27 protein-coding genes are annotated in these 19,955 nt (G+C 64.5%); 15 read left to right on the top strand and 12 right to left on the bottom strand.

Annotated elements, in window-relative coordinates:
- Positions 1-79 precede the first annotated feature (79 nt).
- Positions 80-1,084 carry a hypothetical protein gene (locus ACLFLU_RS20535; RefSeq protein WP_426406703.1) on the bottom strand — a complete coding sequence of 335 codons (1,005 nt, stop codon included), beginning with the start codon at positions 1,082-1,084 and terminating at the stop codon, positions 80-82.
- Between the two features lie 307 nt (positions 1,085-1,391).
- Between ACLFLU_RS20535 and ACLFLU_RS20540 the strand changes: the two genes are divergently transcribed.
- Positions 1,392-2,024, top strand: a complete 633-nt coding sequence (locus ACLFLU_RS20540) for a L,D-transpeptidase (RefSeq protein WP_426406704.1) — start codon at positions 1,392-1,394, stop codon at positions 2,022-2,024.
- 157 nt (positions 2,025-2,181) lie between these two features.
- Positions 2,182-2,403, top strand: a complete 222-nt coding sequence (locus ACLFLU_RS20545) for a hypothetical protein (protein ID WP_426406705.1) — start codon at positions 2,182-2,184, stop codon at positions 2,401-2,403.
- Here ACLFLU_RS20545 and ACLFLU_RS20550 read toward each other — a convergent pair.
- Positions 2,400-2,834: a COG4315 family predicted lipoprotein gene (locus ACLFLU_RS20550; RefSeq protein ID WP_426406706.1), complete on the bottom strand. Its 435-nt coding sequence runs from the start codon at positions 2,832-2,834 to the stop codon at positions 2,400-2,402. The two genes, ACLFLU_RS20545 and ACLFLU_RS20550, sit on opposite strands and share 4 nt — an antisense overlap.
- A gap of 125 nt (positions 2,835-2,959) precedes the next feature.
- On the bottom strand, positions 2,960-3,418 hold the full coding sequence (locus ACLFLU_RS20555; RefSeq protein ID WP_426406707.1) for a MarR family winged helix-turn-helix transcriptional regulator: 459 nt from the start codon (positions 3,416-3,418) through the stop codon (positions 2,960-2,962).
- Positions 3,419-3,521: 103 nt separating this feature from the next.
- On the opposite strand from ACLFLU_RS20555, the gene ACLFLU_RS20560 reads away from it, so the two are divergent.
- The 5 genes from ACLFLU_RS20560 to ACLFLU_RS20580 all read left to right on the top strand — a co-directional run bounded on the left by ACLFLU_RS20560 (position 3,522) and on the right by ACLFLU_RS20580 (position 7,866).
- Positions 3,522-5,444, top strand: coding sequence for an FAD-binding monooxygenase (locus tag ACLFLU_RS20560; protein ID WP_426406708.1), 1,923 nt, complete (start codon positions 3,522-3,524; stop codon positions 5,442-5,444).
- Between the two features lie 138 nt (positions 5,445-5,582).
- Positions 5,583-6,557: an SH3 domain-containing protein gene (locus ACLFLU_RS20565; RefSeq protein ID WP_426406709.1), complete on the top strand. Its 975-nt coding sequence runs from the start codon at positions 5,583-5,585 to the stop codon at positions 6,555-6,557.
- Between the two features lie 174 nt (positions 6,558-6,731).
- The gene (locus ACLFLU_RS20570) at positions 6,732-7,010 is read left to right on the top strand and encodes a hypothetical protein (protein ID WP_426406710.1); all 279 of its coding nucleotides are present in this window, start codon (positions 6,732-6,734) and stop codon (positions 7,008-7,010) included.
- Positions 7,011-7,256: 246 nt separating this feature from the next.
- The gene (locus tag ACLFLU_RS20575; protein WP_354112392.1) at positions 7,257-7,463 is read left to right on the top strand and encodes a hypothetical protein; all 207 of its coding nucleotides are present in this window, start codon (positions 7,257-7,259) and stop codon (positions 7,461-7,463) included.
- Between the two features lie 25 nt (positions 7,464-7,488).
- The gene (locus ACLFLU_RS20580) at positions 7,489-7,866 is read left to right on the top strand and encodes a hypothetical protein (RefSeq protein WP_426406711.1); all 378 of its coding nucleotides are present in this window, start codon (positions 7,489-7,491) and stop codon (positions 7,864-7,866) included.
- Positions 7,867-7,877: 11 nt separating this feature from the next.
- Here ACLFLU_RS20580 and ACLFLU_RS20585 read toward each other — a convergent pair whose 3' ends face one another.
- The 3 genes from ACLFLU_RS20585 to ACLFLU_RS20595 all read right to left on the bottom strand — a co-directional run bounded on the left by ACLFLU_RS20585 (position 7,878) and on the right by ACLFLU_RS20595 (position 9,662).
- Complete coding sequence (locus ACLFLU_RS20585; protein ID WP_426406712.1) at positions 7,878-8,447, bottom strand: TetR/AcrR family transcriptional regulator; 570 nt, start codon at positions 8,445-8,447, stop codon at positions 7,878-7,880.
- Entirely contained in the window at positions 8,447-8,791 is a 345-nt protein-coding gene (locus ACLFLU_RS20590) for a DMT family transporter (RefSeq protein WP_128961135.1), read from the bottom strand. The genes ACLFLU_RS20585 and ACLFLU_RS20590 overlap by 1 nt, the downstream gene beginning before the upstream one ends.
- Before the next feature lie 205 nt (positions 8,792-8,996).
- Positions 8,997-9,662, bottom strand: a complete 666-nt coding sequence (locus ACLFLU_RS20595; protein ID WP_426406713.1) for an O-methyltransferase — start codon at positions 9,660-9,662, stop codon at positions 8,997-8,999.
- 98 nt (positions 9,663-9,760) lie between these two features.
- Between ACLFLU_RS20595 and ACLFLU_RS20600 the strand changes: the two genes are divergently transcribed.
- The 3 genes from ACLFLU_RS20600 to pdxY all read left to right on the top strand — a co-directional run bounded on the left by ACLFLU_RS20600 (position 9,761) and on the right by pdxY (position 11,998).
- Complete coding sequence (locus ACLFLU_RS20600; protein WP_426406714.1) at positions 9,761-10,405, top strand: TetR family transcriptional regulator; 645 nt, start codon at positions 9,761-9,763, stop codon at positions 10,403-10,405.
- A gap of 90 nt (positions 10,406-10,495) precedes the next feature.
- A complete protein-coding gene (locus ACLFLU_RS20605; protein WP_426406715.1) occupies positions 10,496-11,137 on the top strand; it encodes an FMN-binding negative transcriptional regulator in 642 nt (213 codons plus the stop codon).
- Between the two features lie 48 nt (positions 11,138-11,185).
- Positions 11,186-11,998, top strand: coding sequence for a pyridoxal kinase (gene pdxY / locus ACLFLU_RS20610; protein ID WP_426406716.1), 813 nt, complete (start codon positions 11,186-11,188; stop codon positions 11,996-11,998).
- Positions 11,999-12,006: 8 nt separating this feature from the next.
- Here pdxY and ACLFLU_RS20615 read toward each other — a convergent pair whose 3' ends face one another.
- The gene (locus ACLFLU_RS20615) at positions 12,007-13,359 is read right to left on the bottom strand and encodes a hypothetical protein (protein ID WP_426406717.1); all 1,353 of its coding nucleotides are present in this window, start codon (positions 13,357-13,359) and stop codon (positions 12,007-12,009) included.
- A gap of 342 nt (positions 13,360-13,701) precedes the next feature.
- On the opposite strand from ACLFLU_RS20615, the gene ACLFLU_RS20620 reads away from it, so the two are divergent.
- Together ACLFLU_RS20620 and ACLFLU_RS20625 are read left to right on the top strand one after the other, a co-directional pair.
- On the top strand, positions 13,702-13,950 hold the full coding sequence (locus ACLFLU_RS20620) for a hypothetical protein (RefSeq protein ID WP_426406718.1): 249 nt from the start codon (positions 13,702-13,704) through the stop codon (positions 13,948-13,950).
- Positions 13,951-14,240: 290 nt separating this feature from the next.
- A complete protein-coding gene (locus ACLFLU_RS20625; RefSeq protein WP_187437598.1) occupies positions 14,241-14,387 on the top strand; it encodes a hypothetical protein in 147 nt (48 codons plus the stop codon).
- On the opposite strand, the gene ACLFLU_RS20630 is transcribed toward ACLFLU_RS20625, so the two are convergent.
- Positions 14,368-14,955 carry a bifunctional transcriptional activator/DNA repair enzyme AdaA gene (locus ACLFLU_RS20630; RefSeq protein WP_426406719.1) on the bottom strand — a complete coding sequence of 196 codons (588 nt, stop codon included), beginning with the start codon at positions 14,953-14,955 and terminating at the stop codon, positions 14,368-14,370. The two genes, ACLFLU_RS20625 and ACLFLU_RS20630, sit on opposite strands and share 20 nt — an antisense overlap.
- 127 nt (positions 14,956-15,082) lie before the next feature.
- Between ACLFLU_RS20630 and ACLFLU_RS20635 the strand changes: the two genes are divergently transcribed.
- Positions 15,083-15,502 (top strand): nuclear transport factor 2 family protein, encoded by a 420-nt coding sequence (locus ACLFLU_RS20635; protein WP_426406720.1) that lies wholly within the window; start codon positions 15,083-15,085, stop codon positions 15,500-15,502.
- A gap of 73 nt (positions 15,503-15,575) precedes the next feature.
- On the top strand, positions 15,576-16,496 hold the full coding sequence (locus tag ACLFLU_RS20640) for a DMT family transporter (protein ID WP_426406721.1): 921 nt from the start codon (positions 15,576-15,578) through the stop codon (positions 16,494-16,496).
- 12 nt (positions 16,497-16,508) lie between these two features.
- Here ACLFLU_RS20640 and ACLFLU_RS20645 read toward each other — a convergent pair whose 3' ends face one another.
- Positions 16,509-17,357, bottom strand: a complete 849-nt coding sequence (locus ACLFLU_RS20645; RefSeq protein ID WP_426406722.1) for an outer membrane protein — start codon at positions 17,355-17,357, stop codon at positions 16,509-16,511.
- A 242-nt stretch (positions 17,358-17,599) separates the two neighbouring features.
- Between ACLFLU_RS20645 and ACLFLU_RS20650 the strand changes: the two genes are divergently transcribed.
- Positions 17,600-17,998 (top strand): VOC family protein, encoded by a 399-nt coding sequence (locus ACLFLU_RS20650; protein WP_426406723.1) that lies wholly within the window; start codon positions 17,600-17,602, stop codon positions 17,996-17,998.
- Positions 17,999-18,170: 172 nt separating this feature from the next.
- Here ACLFLU_RS20650 and ACLFLU_RS20655 read toward each other — a convergent pair whose 3' ends face one another.
- The 3 genes from ACLFLU_RS20655 to ACLFLU_RS20665 all read right to left on the bottom strand — a co-directional run bounded on the left by ACLFLU_RS20655 (position 18,171) and on the right by ACLFLU_RS20665 (position 19,793).
- Positions 18,171-18,521, bottom strand: coding sequence for a zinc ribbon domain-containing protein YjdM (locus ACLFLU_RS20655; RefSeq protein ID WP_426406724.1), 351 nt, complete (start codon positions 18,519-18,521; stop codon positions 18,171-18,173).
- A gap of 44 nt (positions 18,522-18,565) precedes the next feature.
- Positions 18,566-18,739, bottom strand: a complete 174-nt coding sequence (locus tag ACLFLU_RS20660; protein ID WP_426406725.1) for a hypothetical protein — start codon at positions 18,737-18,739, stop codon at positions 18,566-18,568.
- Between the two features lie 202 nt (positions 18,740-18,941).
- Positions 18,942-19,793 carry a PhzF family phenazine biosynthesis protein gene (locus ACLFLU_RS20665; protein WP_426406726.1) on the bottom strand — a complete coding sequence of 284 codons (852 nt, stop codon included), beginning with the start codon at positions 19,791-19,793 and terminating at the stop codon, positions 18,942-18,944.
- Between the last annotated feature and the right edge of the window lie 162 nt (positions 19,794-19,955).

Raw genomic sequence — 19,955 nt, forward strand, 5'->3', positions numbered from 1 at the left:
GTTGGCGCATTACCGTAGTCCCACGGACTCACATCATCGCATCGAGTCAGACAGCTTTGCGTTGTCGTTTGATGCAGACCTAGTGCACCGGCATCGGTGGACGTACGACAGGTCCATCATCATCGGCAACGGCTTGTGTCGTCGCGACCGGTGGTGCCACCGGCGGCGGGACCGCGGCAGCCTGCGAAGGCGGCGCCGGAGGTGCGATCGGCGGCGGCGAATAAGCCGGCGTGTAGGTGTGTGATACGACCGGCTTCGGTCTGCGAACCGGCGGCGGCATCGGCGCCGGAGCTCGTGGCGGCAGCGCGGACACGCGCGCGCGCGGATCGACCGGCGGTTTCGCCTCGGCGACCGGCTTTGGCGCTGACGGCTTCGCCATCTCGCGGACCATCTGCTCCTGACCCGCTTTCAACTCGGCGATGTTGGCCTTGAGCTGCTCGATCTGCTGCGCCATCGCGGCGATGTCGCGCGTCATTGACTCCACTGTTTGCGTGGCATCGGCTTGTGTCGTGGCAGGCGCGGCAGCGGTAACTGGCGCTGCAGGCGCCGGCGCAGATTGATCCGCGGCCTGATCCTGTGTGACGGGCGGTGCGGCTGGCGCGGTTGCGACCGGCGCTGTCTGCGATGTCGATGGCCACAGCGACATCAAGGCCGGTGTCCATTCGGCAAGCATCTGCTTTGCGGCGTCGCCGTGCTTCTCCCAACCGATGGTGGCGGCAGCGCTACCGCCCGCGAACAGGAACGTGAGGAACGCGCCGCGCAGCCATTTGCCGGCGGCCGATCGCTTGGGCCGGCTGCGACTATCGCTCGCGGTCACGCGCACGGCGGTGTCGACCGAAGGCGCTGCCGCTTGCGGTTCCGGGGCAGGGCTGACCTTCGGCTCCGGATGAATTTTGGGCTCCGGCAAGAATTTCGGCTCCGGACGGGCCGTGAACTCTGGTGCCAGCGTGGGCGCCTCGCCGCTCACACGCGAAGCCCGCACCACGTCCGGCGAAATCTGGACGGCGTCGTGCGGATCGTTATTGCTGACCGTGTCCTTCACGATCTCATCGACGATCTGCCGGCTGTTCAACGTCGCGAGCATCGCAGCTCCTTTGACCCCTTGGTCGTCCGCATTGGCGCGAGCCGATCTGTTACATTGACCCACCCCAAATCTCATCAGGTTGGCCCGATGTCGCACGAGTCCAGCCGGGTTTGACCAAAGCAAGGCGAGGCGATGGAGACATCGCGGCCGTCTTCCGCCGTTTGTGGTCATGGAACCCAGCTGTACCGAACACGGGCACGTGTTCCGCATTGCCTTGTTTTCAGCACGATTTGGGCAGCATTCTTAGGGTGCTGGGGGCGCTGCTATCCGCTATCGGGGGCCGGCGGTGCCAAGATCTCTATTCGCTATGTTCGTCGTTGCCTTGCTGCCGCTCGGCGGCTGCATGCAGACGACTCTCTCGCCATCGACGGATGCGAGCATGACGGCGCGCGACCGGCAGTTGCTGGCGCACACGCCTTACGCCCAGGCCAACGTGCCCGAGCAATATCTCCGTCATATCGTCGACTATCCGCGCAAGGAGCAGCCGGGCACGATCCTGGTCGATACCGATGCGCGCTACCTCTACTACGTGCTGCCCGACGGCAAGGCGATCCGCTACGGCGTCGCGGTCGGCGAAGAGGCGATGGCCTTCTCGGGCGTCGCGCGTGTCGGCCGTCTGGCGGAATGGCCAGACTGGGTGCCGACGGCAGAGATCCAGGCGCGGCTCGGGCCGTACCCGGCGCGCGTGGCCGGTGGTCCCGCCAATCCGCTGGGCGCGCGGGGCATCTATCTCTATACCGGCAACAAGGACACGCTCTACCGCATCCACGGCACCAACCAGCCGGAATATATCGGCCAGGCGATCTCCTCGGGCTGCATCCGGATGCGCAACGAGGACGTGATCGATCTGTTCGACCGGGTGAAGCTCAACGCGACCGTCGTGGTGTTGCCGCCCGGACAAAGCGCGCAGGTCGATGCGGGGCCGAGCTGGCGCGGGTGAGGCAGCTGATCTGACCTGTCACGTCAGCCGCATCACCGAAGCTTGAATGATGGGACTGCGTCGAGCGACGTCCAGCCCGCTGCAAAAGTGAACTGCTTCACAGGCGCCTCGTGCCGGTTGCGCTATGTCTCAATGGCTCGTTGCCATTGGAGGCATCATGCAAAATTTTCTTGATCCATTGAATGACGACGACCGTCGCGTTGTGCGCAAGTGGCGTTTGGCCACGCTTGGCTTCTACGGATCGATCCTGGCCGGACTGGTCGTGTACTCCGTGCTGCACTGGAATCCGGAGGTGAATTACGCCTCGGTCGATGCCACGGCTCACGCCAAGCTCGCGGGCACGTCAGGCGGTGATCGACACGCGGCGTTCCGGCCTTAATCCTCGGGCCGAGCGACGCGCCATTGCAACGTCGTGGCGGTGCCATTGGCTTCGCCCGGCGCCTTGTCGGCCACTGACGTGTAGAGCGGTCGGTAGCGGAAGGCCCACATCTTGCTGCCGTCGCTGCGGGTAATCGGCGTGAAATCGCCGGTCGCCTGTGCATTCGCGGGAGCAGCCAGCGGAATCCAGGCCTCAGCGCATTTGCCGTCACAGCTCGACGTCTTGCCGCTGGTGTCACGCTCATAGAAGTAGAGCGTCATGCCCTTGAGATCGACAAGCTTGGGGCCCTGCTTGGTCACAACGTAGCGCGCGGGAGCGGGCACCGCCTCGCTCTTCGGCGCAGCAGGGGCTTCGCCGCCGCCATGCCCATTCGCGAGCGCATGACCGGTGGACAGCGCGATGACTGCGGCGGCAATGACAAACCTGAACATCCGAAACTCCAAACCGGCAAAGTTAATCGCGCGTTAAGCGCAGAATTGGAGACGACGGTAGCAACCGAAGGTTAGTTCCAGGTTTCGCAGGTCTGCGACAAATGGGTCCAGAACTGCGGGTATGTCTACACCTCACGCAGGGGGGCGCGGCTGAGCTCGTTGCCGGCGGCGATGGCCTTGCGTAGCAGCCGCATCAGATCCTCGCCTTCCTTGGTGCTGAGGCCGCGCAGCATGATCGCTTGCGCGGATTCGACCGCGGGTGTGATCTTGCGCAGCGTGCGGCGGCCCTCGTCGGTGATCTCGAGCTCGCGGGCGCGGCGGTCGCGGCTTGAGGCGCGCCGCTCAGCAAGGCCCTTCTGCACGAGGCGATCGACCACGCCGGTGATGGTGGTCCGGTCATAGGCGATCAATCCTGCGAGCGTGACCTGGTCGAGCCCGGGATTGGCCTTGATGGTCGCAAGCGCTGCGTACTGCACCGGGGTGAGGTCGAAGCCGGCTTCGCCGACCTCGGCCAGAAACACGGCGACCGCGATCTGCTGGAACCGCCGCGCCAGATGGCCGGGCATATCGTTGTTGTCTTTCACCGAATTCTCCGTGCGGGCAGGGACGGCGGACGATCGTTGACAAGTATACTGATAGTCAGCATACTGATCAATATCGAACAAGACGTCAGCGGGAGAGGTGCTCATGCAATTCCATCTCAATGGATTCCAGCCGGGCGATCCCGAGATTGCCGATCCCGCCGAGCGCTTTCAGGCCTCGGGTGCCGTCGGCGCCGTGCCTGACGAGGTCGATGTCCTCATCGTCGGCTGTGGCCCCGCGGGCCTGACGCTCGCGGCCCAGCTCGCGCAATTTCCTGATATCAAGACCTACATCGTCGAGCAGAAGCCGGGCCGGCTCGCCGTCGGCCAGGCCGACGGCATCGCCTGCCGCACCATGGAGATGTTCCACGCCTACGGTTTCAGCGAGCGTGTGCTGAAGGAGGCCTATTGGGTCAACGAGACGACGTTCTGGAAGCCGGACGAGGGCGCGCCGGAGAAGATCGTCCGCAGCGGTCGGGTGCAGGATGTCGAGGACGGGCTGTCGGAATTCCCGCACGTCATCCTCAACCAGGCGCGCATCCATGACGGCTTTCTCGACGTCATGCGAAAGTCGCCGGCCAAGCTCGAGCCCTATTACGGAAGGCGTCTGCTCGACCTCCAGGTCGATCCGGCCGCAGGTCCCGCCGACCATGCCGTGACCGTGCGCCTCGAACGCGGCGATGCTGCGGACGACGGTAAGATCGAGACGATCAAGGCACGCTACGTCGTCGGCTGCGATGGTGCGCGCAGCACGGTGCGCAAATCGATCGGCCGCGAGCTGCATGGCGATTCCGCCAACTACGCCTGGGGCGTGATGGACGTGCTGGCGGTGACCGATTTTCCAGACATCCGTTTCAAGGCCCTGATCCAGTCGGCGAAGGACGGCAGCCTTCTCATCATTCCGCGCGAAGGCGGCTACATGGTCCGCCTCTATGTCGAGCTGGCAAAACTCGACGTCGGCGAGCGCGTCGCCAACCGCAACATCACCGCCGAAGACGTGATTGCGAAAGCACAGCGGATCCTTGCGCCACACAAGCTCGAGGTGAAGGAGATCGCCTGGTGGTCGGTCTACGAGATCGGCCAGCGCCTGACCGACAAGTTCGACGACGTGCCGGAGGCCGAGATCGACACACGCCTGCCGCGGATCTTCATCGCCGGCGATGCTTGCCACACCCACAGCCCGAAGGCGGGGCAGGGCATGAACGTCTCGATGCAGGATGCCTTCAATCTCGGCTGGAAGCTCGCAGCTGTCCTGCGCAAGCAGTGTGCGCCGAGCCTGTTGCATTCCTATTCGGCCGAGCGACAGGCGGTGGCGAAGGAGCTGATCGATTTCGATCGTGAATGGGCCGGGATTCTCGCTTCCGCCGCGAAAGCCGGCGGCGCCGATGCCGCCAAGACGCAGGATTACTTCGTCAGGCACGGCCGCTACACCGCGGGCACGGCGACGCATTACACGCCGTCAATCCTCACCGGCGCAGCCTCGCATCAGCATCTCGCGCAAGGCCTCGTCATCGGCAAGCGCTTCCACTCCGCGCCAGTGATCCGGCTCGGGGATGCGAAGCCTGTTCATCTCGGCCATGCGGCGCAGGCCGATGGCCGCTTTCGCATCTATGCGTTCTCCGGCGCCGAAGATCCGGCCGCTGCCGGCTCCTCCATTCGCGCGCTGTGCAATTTCCTCGCAGAGGCCAGGGAATCGCCGCTCAGGCGATACACGCCAGCCGGTGCCGACATCGATGCCGTGATCGATCTGCGTGCGGTGTTCCAGCAGGACCATCGTGCGCTCGCGATCGAGGCGATGCCAACGCTGCTGCTGCCGCGCAAGGGGCGCTACGGCTTGCTCGACTACGAAAAGATGTTTTGTCCGGACCTCAAAAGCGGACACGACGTTTTCGAGATACGCGGCATCGATCGAAAGGCCGGCTGCGTGGTCGTGGTGCGGCCCGATCAATACGTTGCACAGGTGCTGCCGCTCAATGATTTTGCGGCGCTCGCCGGGTATTTCGACGCCTTCATGTTGCAGGTGAACTGAAGCGCGCTCCGCCGATGAATGGCGGATGAATATTGAACCGCATGCGGTGCGCTTTTCGATCTTTTGGCTGATGCGACCTTTGTGCGCGGAACGCTTTATTCTGCTCGCGCGTTCCGCCTCCCAGAGGAGGACTTCGCCATGAGACTGAGAACCGCTTTAGTTGCCGCATTGCTGCTTGCACCGACCGCCGCATTGGCCGCGCCGGGCATCGTCACCGTCTCGACCGGTCTGCGCGCCGGCCCGGGTGCGGGCTTTCCCCTTGTCGATCGCGTCCCCGAGGGCGCCCGCGTCAACATCCATGGTTGTCTGCGTGGCAATGCCTGGTGCGATGTGAGCTTCTCCGACGACCGCGGCTGGGTGTCGTCGCAATATCTCGAATATCTCTACCGCAATCACTACGTCTATCTGCCCGACTATGCCGACGAGGTCGATGTGCCCGTCGTCCCGTTCGTGCTGACCTCGTACTGGTCGAGCTACTACGAAGGGCGCCCCTGGTATCGCCGTCACGCTTACTGGAATAGCTACTGGACCTCGCATGAGCGCTTTGCGTCGCGGATGACGATCGATCCACACGCCGCACGCATCGGACGCGCGGCGACGCGTGACGCTGCGGTCGCGCTGGGCCGCGACGCGCATGCCAAAGACAACGTTAAGGGCAATGTCGCGGTCTCAGGTCGTGATGCCGCGACGGCGTGGCATGATGCGGCCATCGCGAAGCGCGACGCTGCGGTTGGCGTCGATCGGAATCGTGCCGAACGGAGCCAGCATATCGTCAACGAGCGGGCCGCGGTGCAGGGGCGCAATCCCCGTGATGCGCAGGCGCGCATGATGCACGAACAGGCGGCCAGCCGCGCCGCCGTGCGTACGCAGCCGATGGCGCGAGCACATGAAGCGCAGCGCATGTCGGCTGCACCGGCGGCTCGGCCCGCGATGCCGCATATGGCTCAGCCGAATGTCAGCCATGGTGCGCCGATGAATGCTCATGCGCAGATGCCTGCGCCGCGTGCGGCTGCGCCTGCGATGCCGCAGCATCCCGGTGGAGGCGGCGGCGCTCCGCACATCAATGCCGCTCCGCACGGCGGCGGCCCAGGCGGCGGTCACGAGAAGCACTAGCATTTGCCAACGAAAGCCCGGCCTTCGTGCCGGGCTTTTTGTTGGGCTCGCCAGGCCGGGTTCCGTGCGCGTACAATTTAAGAAAGTTCTTCGCCGGCAGATTTCATCGATCGTAATCTGTGTACTCAAAGCTGTAGGCATCCACTCGGGGCAGCGGGGCACGGGAGGATGACGATGAGACAAAGCCAGGCGGAGACGCGCCGCCAAAATGTCGCGAAGCGGTCGATGACCAAAGAGGCCAGACAGCTGGCCGGCCTGATTGCCGGCTTGCGCAAATCCCTCGACGGCATCCAAAAGGAGCGGACGAGCACGAAACTCTCCGGCGCCGAGATGGGTCTGCTCGACGAGCGCCGCAACAATTTGTTGCTCACCATTGCTGCCCTGGACGACCGTCTTTCGGCTGTGCAGGGTCTGATCGATCTCGGCCGTCCACACATCATCCGCGTCCACTGAGCGGATCTTTGGGCATTATCGGCTCCGTCGCGGCGGCGATGGGCCGGCGCCCGGCTGGCGGCTCAGCACCGCATAGGGGCGGCGAATAAGCTCCCGGCAAGCAGAATCGCATTGATGATGCGGCGTATGACTGACCTCCGTCGCTCGGCTGGAACCGGTGCCGGCGCACAATGCTGCCGCGGACGGCACCAAATTGCCACGCTCCCGGCGAATTGCCGCCAAAGCCCGCTGCCACGAGGAGAACGGGTGCAGGGCAACGCAAGGGGACAAGCATTGGCCTATAAAATGATCGCAGAACGCGACAATGAGAAGTACAGTTTTGCCCGCGAGAGCCGGTTGCTCATCGTGGCGAAGGCGAAGGTTTGGGCGAGCGAAGGATGGCGGGTCGTCATCACCGATCAGGACGGCAAGGCCTACGCGCCGCCGGAGTTCGATCAGTTGCTGGCGGCGTGACCGCGGGACGGGCTAGGGGACAACATTGAGATCGCACATTCGACCGGGGCGCGAGCTCGTCGCGCCTCTGGTGATTCTTGGAACCATAACTGCTGCCGCGATCGGGCTGACGGCACCGCTTGCGTCCGCGCAAAATCTCGACGCCGGCAAATCGCCCGAAAAGCTGTTCGCCGACGGTTGCACGGCCTGCCATCGCAGTCCGCGGGGGCTTGCGAAAGGCCGCTACACCCTGACGCTGTCCTGGTTCCTCCAGGACCATTATTCGGCGGGCCCCGATACCGCCAAGGCGCTCGCGGCCTATCTGGTGTCGGTCGATACGCCGCCGCCAGGCGCTGCGGCGAAGCCTGGCCCGAAGTCGGCGAAATCCAAGCCGCGTCCGCCCAAGCCGGTGCAAGGTCAGTAGTGCAGTCTCGGCTATGCGCGCCGATAGGTTTGCGCGATCAGCCGGTCGTGCACGGCGCGCAAATCGGCGTTCATGCGGGTCTGTCCCGTCGTGACGAAGGACAGCCAGGCGCCGTCTGCGGCCAGACGCACGATCTGAAGCTCGGGCGCCGCATCGGTGCCACGGTGGCGTTTCAGGCGCGCCTTCATCCAGTCGTTCCAGAGCTTGCGCAGCGACGGGTCGGTGACGACCACCATGCTCAGCGCGGCCCAGGGCGTGGCGAAGCCGAACGCCTTGCCGGTGAAGACCGCATGCACATAAGCGCGCGTAAAGCTGCCGCGCGGCTTGGGGTCCGCCTCGATGGCGGCGTCGATCTCGGCATCGACGCGGGCGAGCAGATCGGCGAACAGGCCCTCGATCAGCGCCTGCTTGCTCCCGAAATGATGAAACAGCCCACCCTTGGTGACGCCGGCCGCCGCTGCCACCGCCTGCACGGTGACACCGGAGACGCCGTGGTCCATGGCGATCGCCGCGGCGTGGTCGAGCAGGGCGCGCCGCACCTGCTCGGGCTGCTTGGCGCGGGTATAGGCACTCGCCGGCATCAATGCGCCGTCGTCTGCGAGAACAGGTTGATGACCACGACCCCGGAGACGATCAGGGCGATACCGACGAAGGCTGCTGCGTCGAGCATCTGGCGGAATAGGACGAAGGAGACGGTGGCGGTCAGGATGATGCCGACCCCGCCCCAGATCGCATAGGCGATGCTCAGGGGAATGACGCGGATCGCGACCGACAGGGCATAGAACGAGGCGACATAGAACAGCACCATCGCCAGCGTCGGCCAGGGCCGGGTGAATTGCGCAGACTGCTGCAGGAAGGCGGACGCCGTCACCTCGAACACGATGGCGAGGGCAAGCGCGGCATAGGAGGTGAAGGCGGACGTCATGGCAATCTCGGGCGTGGCGCGCGAAAGATACCGCGCGGTAGGTATGTTTAGCACGCGCAACATGGCTTTTGTCGGAAGCAAATATCATGTGTGAGTGACGAGCCTGCGACAGGGGGCCTGACGACTGCAGGGGCCGACAATATGAAGCCGCCGCGCGAGGAAGCGCACGGCGGCTCCGAGGTGTCGCGAGCTGTTCGAGGCAGTCCTAGTTGATCCGCACGGTGAGTTCGACGTCCTCGGCGAAGGGCGTGGACATGTAGCCGCTGCCGGGCTTGCGGACGCGCGCGAGATAGTCGGGGCTGAAGTCGGCATTGTCGGCGACGATGATCGCGCCCGGCTTCAGACGGTCTTCGAGCAGATCGAGGATCTCCGGATAGAGCGCCTTGGCGCCATCGAGCAGCACGAGATCGATCTGATCGGGCAGATCGGTGCTCAACGTCGTCAGCGCATCGCCTTCGCGGATTTCGACGAGATCGATCAGCCCGCCGTCCCTGAGGTTTTCCCGCGCCCGTGCCGCCTTGGATGGCTCGAACTCGCTGGTGATGAGGCGGCCGCCGCCATTGTCGCGCAAGCCTGCGGCCAAATGCAGGGTCGAGATGCCGAACGAGGTGCCGAACTCGACGATCACCTTCGCGCACGAGCTGCGCGCCAGCATGTAGAGCAGGTTGCCGGTCTCGCGCGAGACGGCGAGCGGTGCATCCTTCAGGCGGGTGTAGAGGTTGCGGTAATCGGTCTTGCTCTGCATCATCTTTGCGCGCTCGGCGTCGGTCACATCGGCGAAGGCGGTCCGCATTGCGCCGCGTGCTGCTTCGTCCTGGTCGAACAGGCGATCCAGCAGCGGCGCAAGCGAGGTGATAGTCGGGGTGGTCATTTCGTGTCTCCAGAGTTCGCGGCAAAGCGTGGGCTTGCGTGCGAATTGAAATACGACTAATTCGTCGCATTTCCTATTCGCATTCCCCTGAGCGCATCATGGCCGATCGTCGAAGTCGTTCAGTTTCCTCACGAAAACAGCCGCAGCAGGTCCGCTCCAACGAGCTGGTGACGGCTATTCTGGATGCCGCTGTTCAGGTTCTGGCGAAGGAAGGGGCGCAGCGTTTCACCACCGCGCGGGTGGCGGAGCGGGCCGGGGTCAGCGTCGGATCGCTCTACCAATATTTTCCGAACAAGGCGGCGATCCTGTTTCGCCTGCAAAGCGACGAGTGGCGAAGCACGAGCGAGCTCCTGCGCGGCATTTTGGCCGACCAGACGAAGCCGCCCTTGGTGCGCCTGCGCGCACTGGTCCACGCCTTCATACGCTCCGAATGCGAGGAGGCCGCGATCCGCGGTGCGCTCAGCGATGCCGCGCCGCTCTATCGCGATGCACCCGAGGCGCAGGACGCACGCGCGGCCGGCGAGGGCATCGTCGCGATCTTTATGCGCGAGGTGCTGCCAAAGGCCTCGGAGGCGACGCGCGAGCTCGCCGGGGAGCTGATCAAGACGACGCTGAGCGAGGTCGGCAAACGGTTCTCGGAAACGCCGCGCAGCGAGGCGGAGATCACGCGCCATGCCGACGGGCTGGGCGATATGTTCTGCGCCTATCTCGACGAGCTTGCGGGCCGCGGAAATCATTCCTGACATCTGCGTTTGCAGCCCAATATCATTTCGGATTTCGTGGGATCATGGGTTAGCCTTGCATCGTCCTTCGTCCAGCCCGAGTGCCGCGCCATGCATGTCCTTCGGCCCCAGTTCCGCATCGAGGAGCAGCGCGCGCTGGAATTTGCGGGCCGGCGCGGCTTCGGCGTGATCGTGGCGGCGGATGCGAGCGGCCCGCGCGCCTCGCACGTGCCGTTCGTGCTGGATCAGCGTGATGGGCGCGTGATCGTGCAGATCCATTTCACGGCAAAAAACCCGCTGGTCGAACTTGCCGACGGCGTCAGGCGTTTCCTGCTGATCGTTGCCGGCGACGATGCCTACATCTCCAACGACTGGTACGCCTCCCCTGACAATGTCTCGACCTGGCTTTACGAGGCCGTGCATCTGTCGGGCGTGGCGCATCTGCGCGGGCACGATGAGAACCGTGACCATGGCGATGCGCTGCTGGCGGTCGCCGAGGCGCGCCTATCAAAACAGCCCTGGGACCTCCAGCAGATGGAGCCGGGCAAGCGCGAGAGCATGCTGGCTGCGATCCGCGTCGTCGATCTCATGGTCGATCAAATCGAGGGGCAGGCCAAGCTGAACCAGCACAAGCCTGATGCAGACCACGTCGCGGTGGCCGATCAATTGGCGCGGTCAGAGGAGAGCGGGCACCGGCGGTTGGCGCGGAAGATGCAAGCGTCGCGGCCGAGACTCGGCTACGACTTTTCGTGATCCGGGCCACGCTTGCCTAACGACACGATTGACCCTACGGACCTCTGCATGCTCGTCATCTCGATTCAAAGCCAGGTGGTCCACGGCCATGTCGGCAACAGCGCGGCGGTCCATGCGATGCAGGCGGAGGGCGTCAACGTCGCCGCGGTGCCAACGACGCTGCTGTCGAACCATCCGCGCTATCCGACCTTGCGTGGGCGGGTGCTCGACGCCGAGCTGGTCGCCGATCTGCTCAGAGGCGTTGAAGAGCGGGACCTTGTCGATGAGGCCGCCGTGCTCGTCACCGGCTATCTCGGCTCGCCCGACAACGCTGTCGTCATCGCCGATTTTGTCGAGCGAGCGCTGTCGCGCAATTCGAAGCTCGTCTATCTCTGCGATCCCGTCATCGGCGACGACGGCCGCGTTTATGTCGCCGACGGCATTCTGGATGTGGTGCGGCACCGCTTGTTGCCGGCCGCGCATTTGATCACGCCGAACCAGTTCGAGCTTGAGCTGCTCTCCGGCGTCAAGATCGCAGACACCGACGGCCTGCGCGCTGCGGCGGCCGTAATTACGGGACAACGGCGGATCGACGTCGTTGCCACCGGCTGCACGCTCGCCGACACCCCAGTGGGGCAGGTGGAGACGGTCCTGTGTGCAGACGGGCAATTGTCACGCTTTGCGACGCCGCGCCTGCCGATCCGCCCCTATGGCACCGGCGATCTCCTCACCGGCCTGATCGCGGCGCACCTCGCCAAGGGCACGGCAATCGAGGCGGCGGTGCGGCTTGCGGTCGAGACCATCTTTGCCGTGCTCGTTCGCACGCAAGCCGCAGGATCGGAAGAGATGCGCCTCGTGCCGTTGCCGGTCTCAGAAAACTGAGCGACGGCTCAGGTCGTTCGCTTCGCGATGGATTGCGCCGACTTCTGCGGCTTTGCCGGGCTCTTCTGGTCCCGCGCCGCCTGGGCCTTCGGTAGCCTGGCGCGGGCCACCGCGCGCGCCTTCTTCGGTTTGGTGTTGGCGGCTTCCTTGCGGTCGGTCGCAACGCCACGCTTCGAGATATATTCCTGACCGTCGATCGGGCCGACATGAGGCGGATCGCGGTCGAGATAGGGCCGGCCAATGCCGAGCGCCTTGCCGTTGGTATCCACCCACTTCCACAACACCTCGGTCGAGACCCAGCGCTGGGCGCGGTTGTCGCCCTTGGTGCTGACGATGTCGGCCGCCATGCCATGACCGTAGCCGCCGCGAAGACTGCCGCCGTGATAGGAGCGGTTGGAGGCCGCCTTCAGGCCGCTCGCAATCTCCTGGCGATAGTCGTCACGGAATGCGCTGGTGATTCCCGGCGAGAGACCGGCAGCTTCTGCCGCAAGCAGCATGCGAAAGAGCTTCTGCTTGAAGCTCTTGTCCATGCCGCCGATGACGTAATCCATCAGCGCCATCTTGGCGTGGTCGGCCGCCTTCGGATCCTTCCAGGCAAAATCTTCGTCGACGAGTTTCGTGAAGCTGCGCATCACCGTGACCATCTTGCCCCTGCGCTTGGTGGTAACGGCGCGGCGGTCCTCGACCTTGATCGAGTCTTCCTTCGGCGTGCGCTGATAGAGTGCCCAGAGATAGCGGTCGATGCAGGCATCCATGGCGAAGCATTCATCGAGCACGGCCACGCTATCGGCGGGCGGCGACGTCTTGCTCTCGGCCACGGGCCCGCTCGCGATCGCTGCGGGTGACAGCGCATCCTGCGGCACGACGTCGCCGGGATCGGCGGATGCAAGCTTGATGGCGGGCTCCGGCGCGGGCTCGGCCTCAGCCTTGGCCTCGCTGGCGACGGAAGCAGCTTCGCTGATGACGGCTGCAGCCTCGCTTGCGACCGGAGCCGGTTCAGGTGCGATCTGAGGCGTGGGTGAGGGGGCCGCAACCATGTCAGTCGGATCGGCCGAGGCGAGCTGGACGGCGGGGGCGGGTGGCTCGGGCGGTGGTGCTTCGACCAGTGCCACGCTCGGTGTCGCAGCCGCGGCGGCGGCGATATCAGCAGTCAGGGCGATGCCATCATCGATCGTCGCCGCGCGCGGGATGTCGGCAAGCTCGAGACGGGTGAGATCCTTGGCGCGGGAGACGGCGGCTGCATTGGCGCCGCTGTTCTCGATCAAAGCAGGGGCATAGGCGGAGAGGGACAGCGCCAACCAGCCGACCATCACGGCCGAGGGGCACGAGACCGCCACAAGAAGAGACCGCCGATCATTCATGATCCCTGCCTCCAAGGTTCGTCACCGAACCAGATTGCACAGCCAAGCACGCGGTGCGTCAATTGTTCGGGGGACGATGTGGCGGTGCAATGGCGCAAATCCCCTAGAAAGGGCTTTTCGCGCGAGTGTTGCCCGAATGCAACTCTGGTTCCCGCAGAGTTTTCGGCGGTCGAATAGCTTGATGGGCCGCTGAACCGGCCGCGGGCGAGGGATTCATCCAAGGCATTGGGCGCGTTAAACATATCGCCATGCGCGACGCGCGATATTGCGTTGCGGCAACGTATGTCGCAATGCAGCAAATCAGCCTTACATGTGCTCCGAACTTCTCTTTGGAGCATCACCATGAACAAGAAGACTTTGTCGATCGCAGCCGCTGTCCTCACTCTTGCGGGCACGACTGCCACCTTCGCAGCCGAGCTGCCGGCCTATGAGGCCAACGGCATTCCGGCCTCGCCCGTGCAGGTTCGCGTGCTCGGCGCAGCCCATGTCGAGCAGCAGGTGACGGCGCCCGCCACCAGCGTGACGGCGCTCCAGGCCGCTGTGCTGACGCCGCGCAAGCTGAAGACTGCAACCGTGGGCGCCGCCCGCTAAGACCGGCATCGCGCTGGGCCCGAGAGCCCGGGTGCCAAAACCTTCACGACGTTATGGCCGGGCTTGTCCCGGCCATTTCTTTTTGTCCGTGGCCGTCACCTTCCATCTCATGTCGCGTGTTGATGCGCTGACTGAGAACCCTTCAGCAGAAAAATTCCTCGCAACGCGCGACTTGTGTACCGGCGTTCAAAACGAGTGTGATCTCTTTAATACTTGTTTTGCAGATCGCGGCGCTTGATACGGGCGCCGCATATTGGCGGCCAAGAATCGTTTTCATACTGGAGTCCGTCATGCCTGTTGCGCAGAAAGCCGTTGTTGTCGCCAATTCGCCGCGCGAGTTCATCGTCCGGCATGTTGCAATGTTTGCAGCCGCCGCGTTGTTCGTGTTCGTGCTGAGCCTGACTTATGGGCTCGATCTCAGCCCCGGCTTCTTCTGAGCGATGACACCCTCCGCACTGTGCGCAAGCTTGACGGCGAACGGCCATAGAGCTCGGCGAAGGCGGCATTGAAGCGGCGCAGGCTGCCGAAGCCGGACTGGAACGCGATGTCCGTCATGGTGTGCTCGCCGGCATCGAGCAGGCGCTTGGCGCGCTGGACGCGAAGCGTCTTGGCAAGCTGCTGCGGCGTCGCGCCGACGTGGCGCTCGAACAGCCGTGCCAGATGACGCGATGAGATCCCAAGTCGCGCCGCAAGCGTCACCACCGAACCCTCGTCGAGCGCACCCTCATTGATGAGCTTCATCGCGCGCGCGACTGTCGAGCGCGTGCCGTTCCAGGCCGGACAGAACGGCACGGTCTCGGGGCGGCAACGCAGGCAGGGCCGGAAACCGGCAGCCTCTGCCGCAGCCGCCGTCGGGAAATAGGTCACGTTGCGCGTCAGCGGGTGCTTGGCCGGACAGACCGGCCGGCAATAGATGCCCGTGGTCTTTACCGCGGTGAAGAAGCGGCCGTCATAGCGGGGATCGCGGCGCAGCCGCGCGGCGTTGCAGGTCTCAAAGTTCAACATGGACGAATGATAGCGCATGCCGGCGCGGGCGGAAGAGCCGCGAGATGACCGAGTCCGATTGTGGCGAGCCGCATCACGCATCACGGCGCTAGAACACGACCCTCACATCAATGCAAGGGAGCGCATCGTGACCAGCCCGAAGGACATCGTACTCAACGCCTGGAAAACCTTCTCGTCACGCGATGCGGATCGCATTGCGGCGCTGTTCACGGACGATGCCGAGTGGATCGCGCCGAAGGGCAACGCCACGGCGGTCGCGCTCGATCACACTGACCACATGGTCGGAGCGAAGCAGATCGCGCGCTTCATCGCGCAGGAGATGCACAAGATGTTTTCTGGGATCGATATCGCCTTTCGCGGGGTCTATGCCGACGGCGACACTGTGATCGTGGAAGAGCGGATGCGCGCGACGCTTGCCGGCGGCAAGGTTTACGAGAACGACTATTGCTTCGTGTTCACGGTGGCCGGCGACCGCATCCGCGAGGTCAGGGAATACATGGATACGCGCAAGGGCTGGCGCATGGTCTTTGGCGAGGAGGCACGATGATGGGACCATCGCGTGCCAGCCCTGCAGCCGCGTGGGTTGAGCAGATGTGCGCCCTGACATAAAGGCTTGGCCCATGGATCAGCGGACGAGCGGCGCTGACGCTCTCACTCAAACGAACGATGCGAGGCAGGCGCTGGTCGGCGTCGTTTGCGGGCTGTCGGCAGCGCTGTTCTGGGCACTCGGCTTTGCCGGCACGCGGCACGGCTTGAAGGTCGGCTTCACGCCGGTCGATCTCTTGGTGCATCGCTACGTCTGGTCGGGTATCGCCTTCCTGCCGCTGGTGCTGCGCGCCGGCATCTCCGATCTCTGCGGCATCGGCTGGGCGAGGGGCCTTGCGCTGATGGTGCTCGGCGGCCCCGTGATGTCGCTGATCTCCTACACCGGGTTCCTGTTCGTGCCGCTCGGCCATGGCAGCGTGATCCAGCCCTCCTGCGCGACGCTCGGCGGGCTGTTGCTCGCCGCTCTGTTCCTGAAGGAGCGGATCTCCGCCTCGCGATTGGCCGGCGCGATCGTGATCGTCGCCGGGCTCGGCGTGATCGGCGCGGAATCGATCGGCCATATCGGCGTCGATGGCGTGCAGGGCGATCTGATCTTCGTGCTGACCGGCTTGATGTTCGCGGGCTTTGGCGCGCTGCTGCGGCATTGGCGAGTCGCGGCGGTGTCGGCCGCGCTCGTCATCAACGTGCTGTCGCTGCTGCTGCTCCCGATCTACATCGCGACCGTCGGTCTTGCCCACGTCGCCGCGATCGGCATCACCGAGAATGCCATCCAAGCGCTGGCGCAGGGCGTACTTGCAGGCCCTGCTGCGCTCTATCTCTTTGCAGTCTCGGTGCAGCGCCTCGGCGTCGCGCGCGCGGCGGTGTTTCCGGCCTGTGTGCCGGCGCTGACGCTGCTCACCGGATGGCTGCTGCTCGGCGAGCCGCCGACGGCGCTGCAGGCCGCCGGCCTCGTCACGGTGCTGTGCGGGTTCTATCTGGCGCAGCGACAGAGCTGAGGCGCAGCCAGCTCAGTATTTGGCGACGAGCGGAGTGCTGCCGAACTTGTAGTTGACCGTCAGACGTGCCGTGTCGACGACAAAGCGCTGGCCTTGCGTGATCGTCGTCGTGGGTAGGAAACCCGTCGTGTCAAACGCTGTAACCGATGAGCGTCCGAGATCGACATGAAGGTACTCGAGCCCAACGTTCCAGGTTCCGAAGGCCTTTGAAACGCCTGCTCCCGCGCTCCAGCCCACGCGGGTCTCGGCAGCATTCCCGACGAAGTTGATGCCGACGCAGCCGAGGCCACCTGGGGTACAGGCTAATCCAATGCGGCTCTCAGTCCGACCGTAGGCGAGACCGCCGGTGCCGTAGAACAGCCAATCATTCGCGGCGTAGCCGACCTTCCCGCGCAATGTGCCGAACCAGCTGATCTTCGCGGACAGGCTTTCATCGGCGTTGGCGCCCGTGGTCGCAAAGGATGTCGTGACCAGGCGACTGGCGCGAAAATCCGCGGCCTGAATGTCCGTGACGGCGCCAACAACCCACTTGCCGAACTGCTTGTCGTAGCCGAACTGAAGTCCGCCAAACACGCCATTCGGGTTGAGGTTCGGATATTGATTTCCGCTGGCAAAGCCGGGGAGACCGGTGGTCAGATATGAGGTGATGTTTCCCACGTTGCCGGGATTGACGAGGCTGAGACGGGGATCGGTATTTTCACCCCAGCCATAACCGACATTCCCGCCGACATAGAACCCGGTCCAGTCGTAGATCGCTGCCATTGGCGGCGCCTTGACATAGGGCCGGGCGGCCAGATCCGCCGCCTGGGCGCCGGTCAGTCCAATGATGATCAAGCCCGCGGCGAGTGTCAGTCGATTCATGAGGCAGCCCCAACTTCCGGATCAAATCGCCCGGAAAATACCTCAGGTTGTCTGGGGCAGATGTAGTGAAATTGACACACTGGAGGGGAAAGGGAACCCACCGGCGCGGCTACAAGGCTGCGTGCCCTTGCGCCACATCTTAGCCGGGCCGGGTAGGTTCGCCTACCGCCGGCGTTTGTTACCCCGAAGGCAGCGCAGCGACATCCGGGCTATCATTGCTTCAGTACCGGGGAGCCGACGCCATGACCCTCCTGCTGAACATCGACGTTCCCGACGTGGAAGCTGCCACCACCTTCTATACCGCTGCGTTCGGGCTCACGATCGGCCGCCGCTTCGGCACCGACTTCGTCGAGCTCCTGGGCTGGCCGGCGCCGGTCTATCTGCTGACCAAGCAGGCCGGCACGCTGGGGGCAGGCGAGGACCGCCGCCGCTACGACCGGCACTGGACGCCGCTGCATCTCGACGTCGTCGTGGATGATGTCGACGCCGCCGTCGAACGCGCGCTCCGTGCGGGGGCGATCCTGGAGGCGCCTGCGCGCGACGCGCCGTATGGACGGATCGCGATGCTGGCCGATCCGTTCGGGCACGGGTTCTGTCTGCTGGCGTTCAGCGCGCAGGGGTATGACGCGCTGCTCCCATGAGCAAAACCGCGAAAACAACCCCATGCACAATAGAAATGCTTGACGAATTTCTCGTTTCGGCGAACCCGAAGAAGATTTGACCCGTCGGGCAAAACAGGCGCATGATGGCATGATGGGCGGTTGCGCGGATCGGCACAGGCGTCGTCCGTTCGACCCGCATTCGCCCGGCAAATCATGCCTTCTTCACAAACTCCGACTTCAGGTTCATGGCGCCGATGCCGTCGATCTTGCAGGCGATGTTGTGGCCGTCGGTCGCATCCTGGAGACGGATATTGCGAACCTTGGTGCCGCCCTTGACGACCGACGAGGAGCCCTTGACCTTGAGGTCCTTCATCACGATGACGCTGTCGCCGTCAGTGAGCACATTGCCATGGGCATCGCGCACGCCGGCCTCCTGCGGAGCTTGCGCGGCCGCATCGCCCGCAGCGCTCCATTCATGGGCGCATTCCGGGCAGATCCAGAGGCCGCGATCCTGATAGGCATGCTCCGACTGGCAGGAGGGGCATTTGGTGGCGTCGGTCATGATGGGTCTCGATCTCTAAGCTAAGCAGGGACAGTGGCGGGGCGTCAGCGAAACAACGCGACGAAGATCACGTAGAGCCAACCCAGGATCCCGTGGATGATCGCCCATGGGATCGAGTGGTTGTCGGTGTAGGAGATCGCGATGGCGAGCGCCGAGCCGAAGCCCACGCCGTATTTCGCGCCCTCGACGCGGACGCCATAATACCGATTGCCGTTCATGGTGATCCCTCCCGGAGATTGCACTGCATCTCCTTCTATGAGCATCGCGCCGGCCACTTGACGCAGATCAATTGTCCTCCGCGCGCGCCGACCTACGCTTATCAAGTCACCGAAGCGAAGGCGAGGTCAGAGTGATGTCGCGCAGCGTTCGAATTGACCTCGTCCTCGCCGCCCTGATCGCGTTGTCGGGGCTGCTGGATCGCTAGTCGGTTTTGACGCAGCCGTCCATGAACCGCGCCGTCCCCGACACCCGGATCGAGCTGCCCTTGGTCTCGCCGATCTCCGCGCGGATCAGCGAGCGCGCGCCCATGTCTTCGCCCTGGACGATGTCGATGGCACCGCCATGCGGCCAGCCGATGTCGCGCAAGTAACCCGCGAATGCGGCGGCGGCCGCGCCCGTTGCGGGATCCTCGACCACGCCGCCGGCGGCAAAGGCATTGCGAACATGAAACAGGCGCGGCGTCTCCACCGTCACCAGCGCAATGGTGACCAGACCGGCTTGCTCCATCAGGGCGCGGCCCCGTTCGAACTCATAATTCATGCGCGCGAGCGCCTCGCGCGATCGCAACGCCAGCAGGGCATGATCGGCGCCGCCGTGAATTTTCGCCGGGAGAAGCTTTGGATCGAGATCGCCGCTCGCGTAGCCGAACAGGTCCAGCAACGCATCCCGCAGCGACGCATCGAGCGGCGCGCTGCGCGTCGGTGGCGATTGCAGCGCGGCTGCCATGGTGTCGCCGTCGCGCTCGCCCGACACCGAAATGACGGCGTCGTTCAGATGCAGCTCGAACGTACGATCGCCGTAGCGATGCGCGAGCGCCGCGCCGAGCGCGATGGTGGCGTGGCCGCAGAAGGGCACCTCCATCGCCGGCGAAAAATAACGCACGCGCCAGGCCTCGCCCTCGGGCGCGGCAAAGGCGGTCTCGGAAAAGCCGACGTCAGCCGCGACCGCCTGCATCGCTGCGGCATCCGGCAAGGCATCGCCGATCCAGACCCCGGCGGGATTGCCGCCTGTGTTGCCGTCGGAGAAGGCGGCGATACGGAGGAGGGTGGTCATGAGGTGATCCTGCTTGCTTGATCCGTCGGGCAAATCAGGAGCATGATGCCATAATGCATCGGTGACTCGCAGTCCGTAGCCCGGATGGAGCGAAGCGCAATCCGGGGCCGGTCGGGCTTGGGGCAGGACCCCGGATTTCGCTTCGCTCCATCCGGGCTACAC

The organism is Bradyrhizobium ganzhouense, from assembly GCF_049949285.1.
Classification (GTDB): Bacteria; Pseudomonadota; Alphaproteobacteria; order Rhizobiales; family Xanthobacteraceae; genus Bradyrhizobium; species Bradyrhizobium ganzhouense.

Coding starts and splice junctions, on each gene's coding strand:
- ACLFLU_RS20535 (WP_426406703.1), bottom strand. CDS start 1,084: ATGCTCGCGACGTTGAACAGCCGGCAGATCGTCGATGAGATCGTGAAG.
- ACLFLU_RS20540 (WP_426406704.1), top strand. CDS start 1,392: ATGTTCGTCGTTGCCTTGCTGCCGCTCGGCGGCTGCATGCAGACGACT.
- ACLFLU_RS20545 (WP_426406705.1), top strand. CDS start 2,182: ATGCAAAATTTTCTTGATCCATTGAATGACGACGACCGTCGCGTTGTG.
- ACLFLU_RS20550 (WP_426406706.1), bottom strand. CDS start 2,834: ATGTTCAGGTTTGTCATTGCCGCCGCAGTCATCGCGCTGTCCACCGGT.
- ACLFLU_RS20560 (WP_426406708.1), top strand. CDS start 3,522: ATGCAATTCCATCTCAATGGATTCCAGCCGGGCGATCCCGAGATTGCC.
- ACLFLU_RS20565 (WP_426406709.1), top strand. CDS start 5,583: ATGAGACTGAGAACCGCTTTAGTTGCCGCATTGCTGCTTGCACCGACC.
- ACLFLU_RS20570 (WP_426406710.1), top strand. CDS start 6,732: ATGAGACAAAGCCAGGCGGAGACGCGCCGCCAAAATGTCGCGAAGCGG.
- ACLFLU_RS20585 (WP_426406712.1), bottom strand. CDS start 8,447: ATGCCGGCGAGTGCCTATACCCGCGCCAAGCAGCCCGAGCAGGTGCGG.
- ACLFLU_RS20590 (WP_128961135.1), bottom strand. CDS start 8,791: ATGACGTCCGCCTTCACCTCCTATGCCGCGCTTGCCCTCGCCATCGTG.
- ACLFLU_RS20595 (WP_426406713.1), bottom strand. CDS start 9,662: ATGACCACCCCGACTATCACCTCGCTTGCGCCGCTGCTGGATCGCCTG.
- ACLFLU_RS20600 (WP_426406714.1), top strand. CDS start 9,761: ATGGCCGATCGTCGAAGTCGTTCAGTTTCCTCACGAAAACAGCCGCAG.
- ACLFLU_RS20605 (WP_426406715.1), top strand. CDS start 10,496: ATGCATGTCCTTCGGCCCCAGTTCCGCATCGAGGAGCAGCGCGCGCTG.
- pdxY (WP_426406716.1), top strand. CDS start 11,186: ATGCTCGTCATCTCGATTCAAAGCCAGGTGGTCCACGGCCATGTCGGC.
- ACLFLU_RS20615 (WP_426406717.1), bottom strand. CDS start 13,359: ATGAATGATCGGCGGTCTCTTCTTGTGGCGGTCTCGTGCCCCTCGGCC.
- ACLFLU_RS20620 (WP_426406718.1), top strand. CDS start 13,702: ATGAACAAGAAGACTTTGTCGATCGCAGCCGCTGTCCTCACTCTTGCG.
- ACLFLU_RS20625 (WP_187437598.1), top strand. CDS start 14,241: ATGCCTGTTGCGCAGAAAGCCGTTGTTGTCGCCAATTCGCCGCGCGAG.
- ACLFLU_RS20630 (WP_426406719.1), bottom strand. CDS start 14,955: ATGTTGAACTTTGAGACCTGCAACGCCGCGCGGCTGCGCCGCGATCCC.
- ACLFLU_RS20640 (WP_426406721.1), top strand. CDS start 15,576: ATGGATCAGCGGACGAGCGGCGCTGACGCTCTCACTCAAACGAACGAT.
- ACLFLU_RS20645 (WP_426406722.1), bottom strand. CDS start 17,357: ATGAATCGACTGACACTCGCCGCGGGCTTGATCATCATTGGACTGACC.
- ACLFLU_RS20650 (WP_426406723.1), top strand. CDS start 17,600: ATGACCCTCCTGCTGAACATCGACGTTCCCGACGTGGAAGCTGCCACC.
- ACLFLU_RS20655 (WP_426406724.1), bottom strand. CDS start 18,521: ATGACCGACGCCACCAAATGCCCCTCCTGCCAGTCGGAGCATGCCTAT.
- ACLFLU_RS20660 (WP_426406725.1), bottom strand. CDS start 18,739: ATGAACGGCAATCGGTATTATGGCGTCCGCGTCGAGGGCGCGAAATAC.
- ACLFLU_RS20665 (WP_426406726.1), bottom strand. CDS start 19,793: ATGACCACCCTCCTCCGTATCGCCGCCTTCTCCGACGGCAACACAGGC.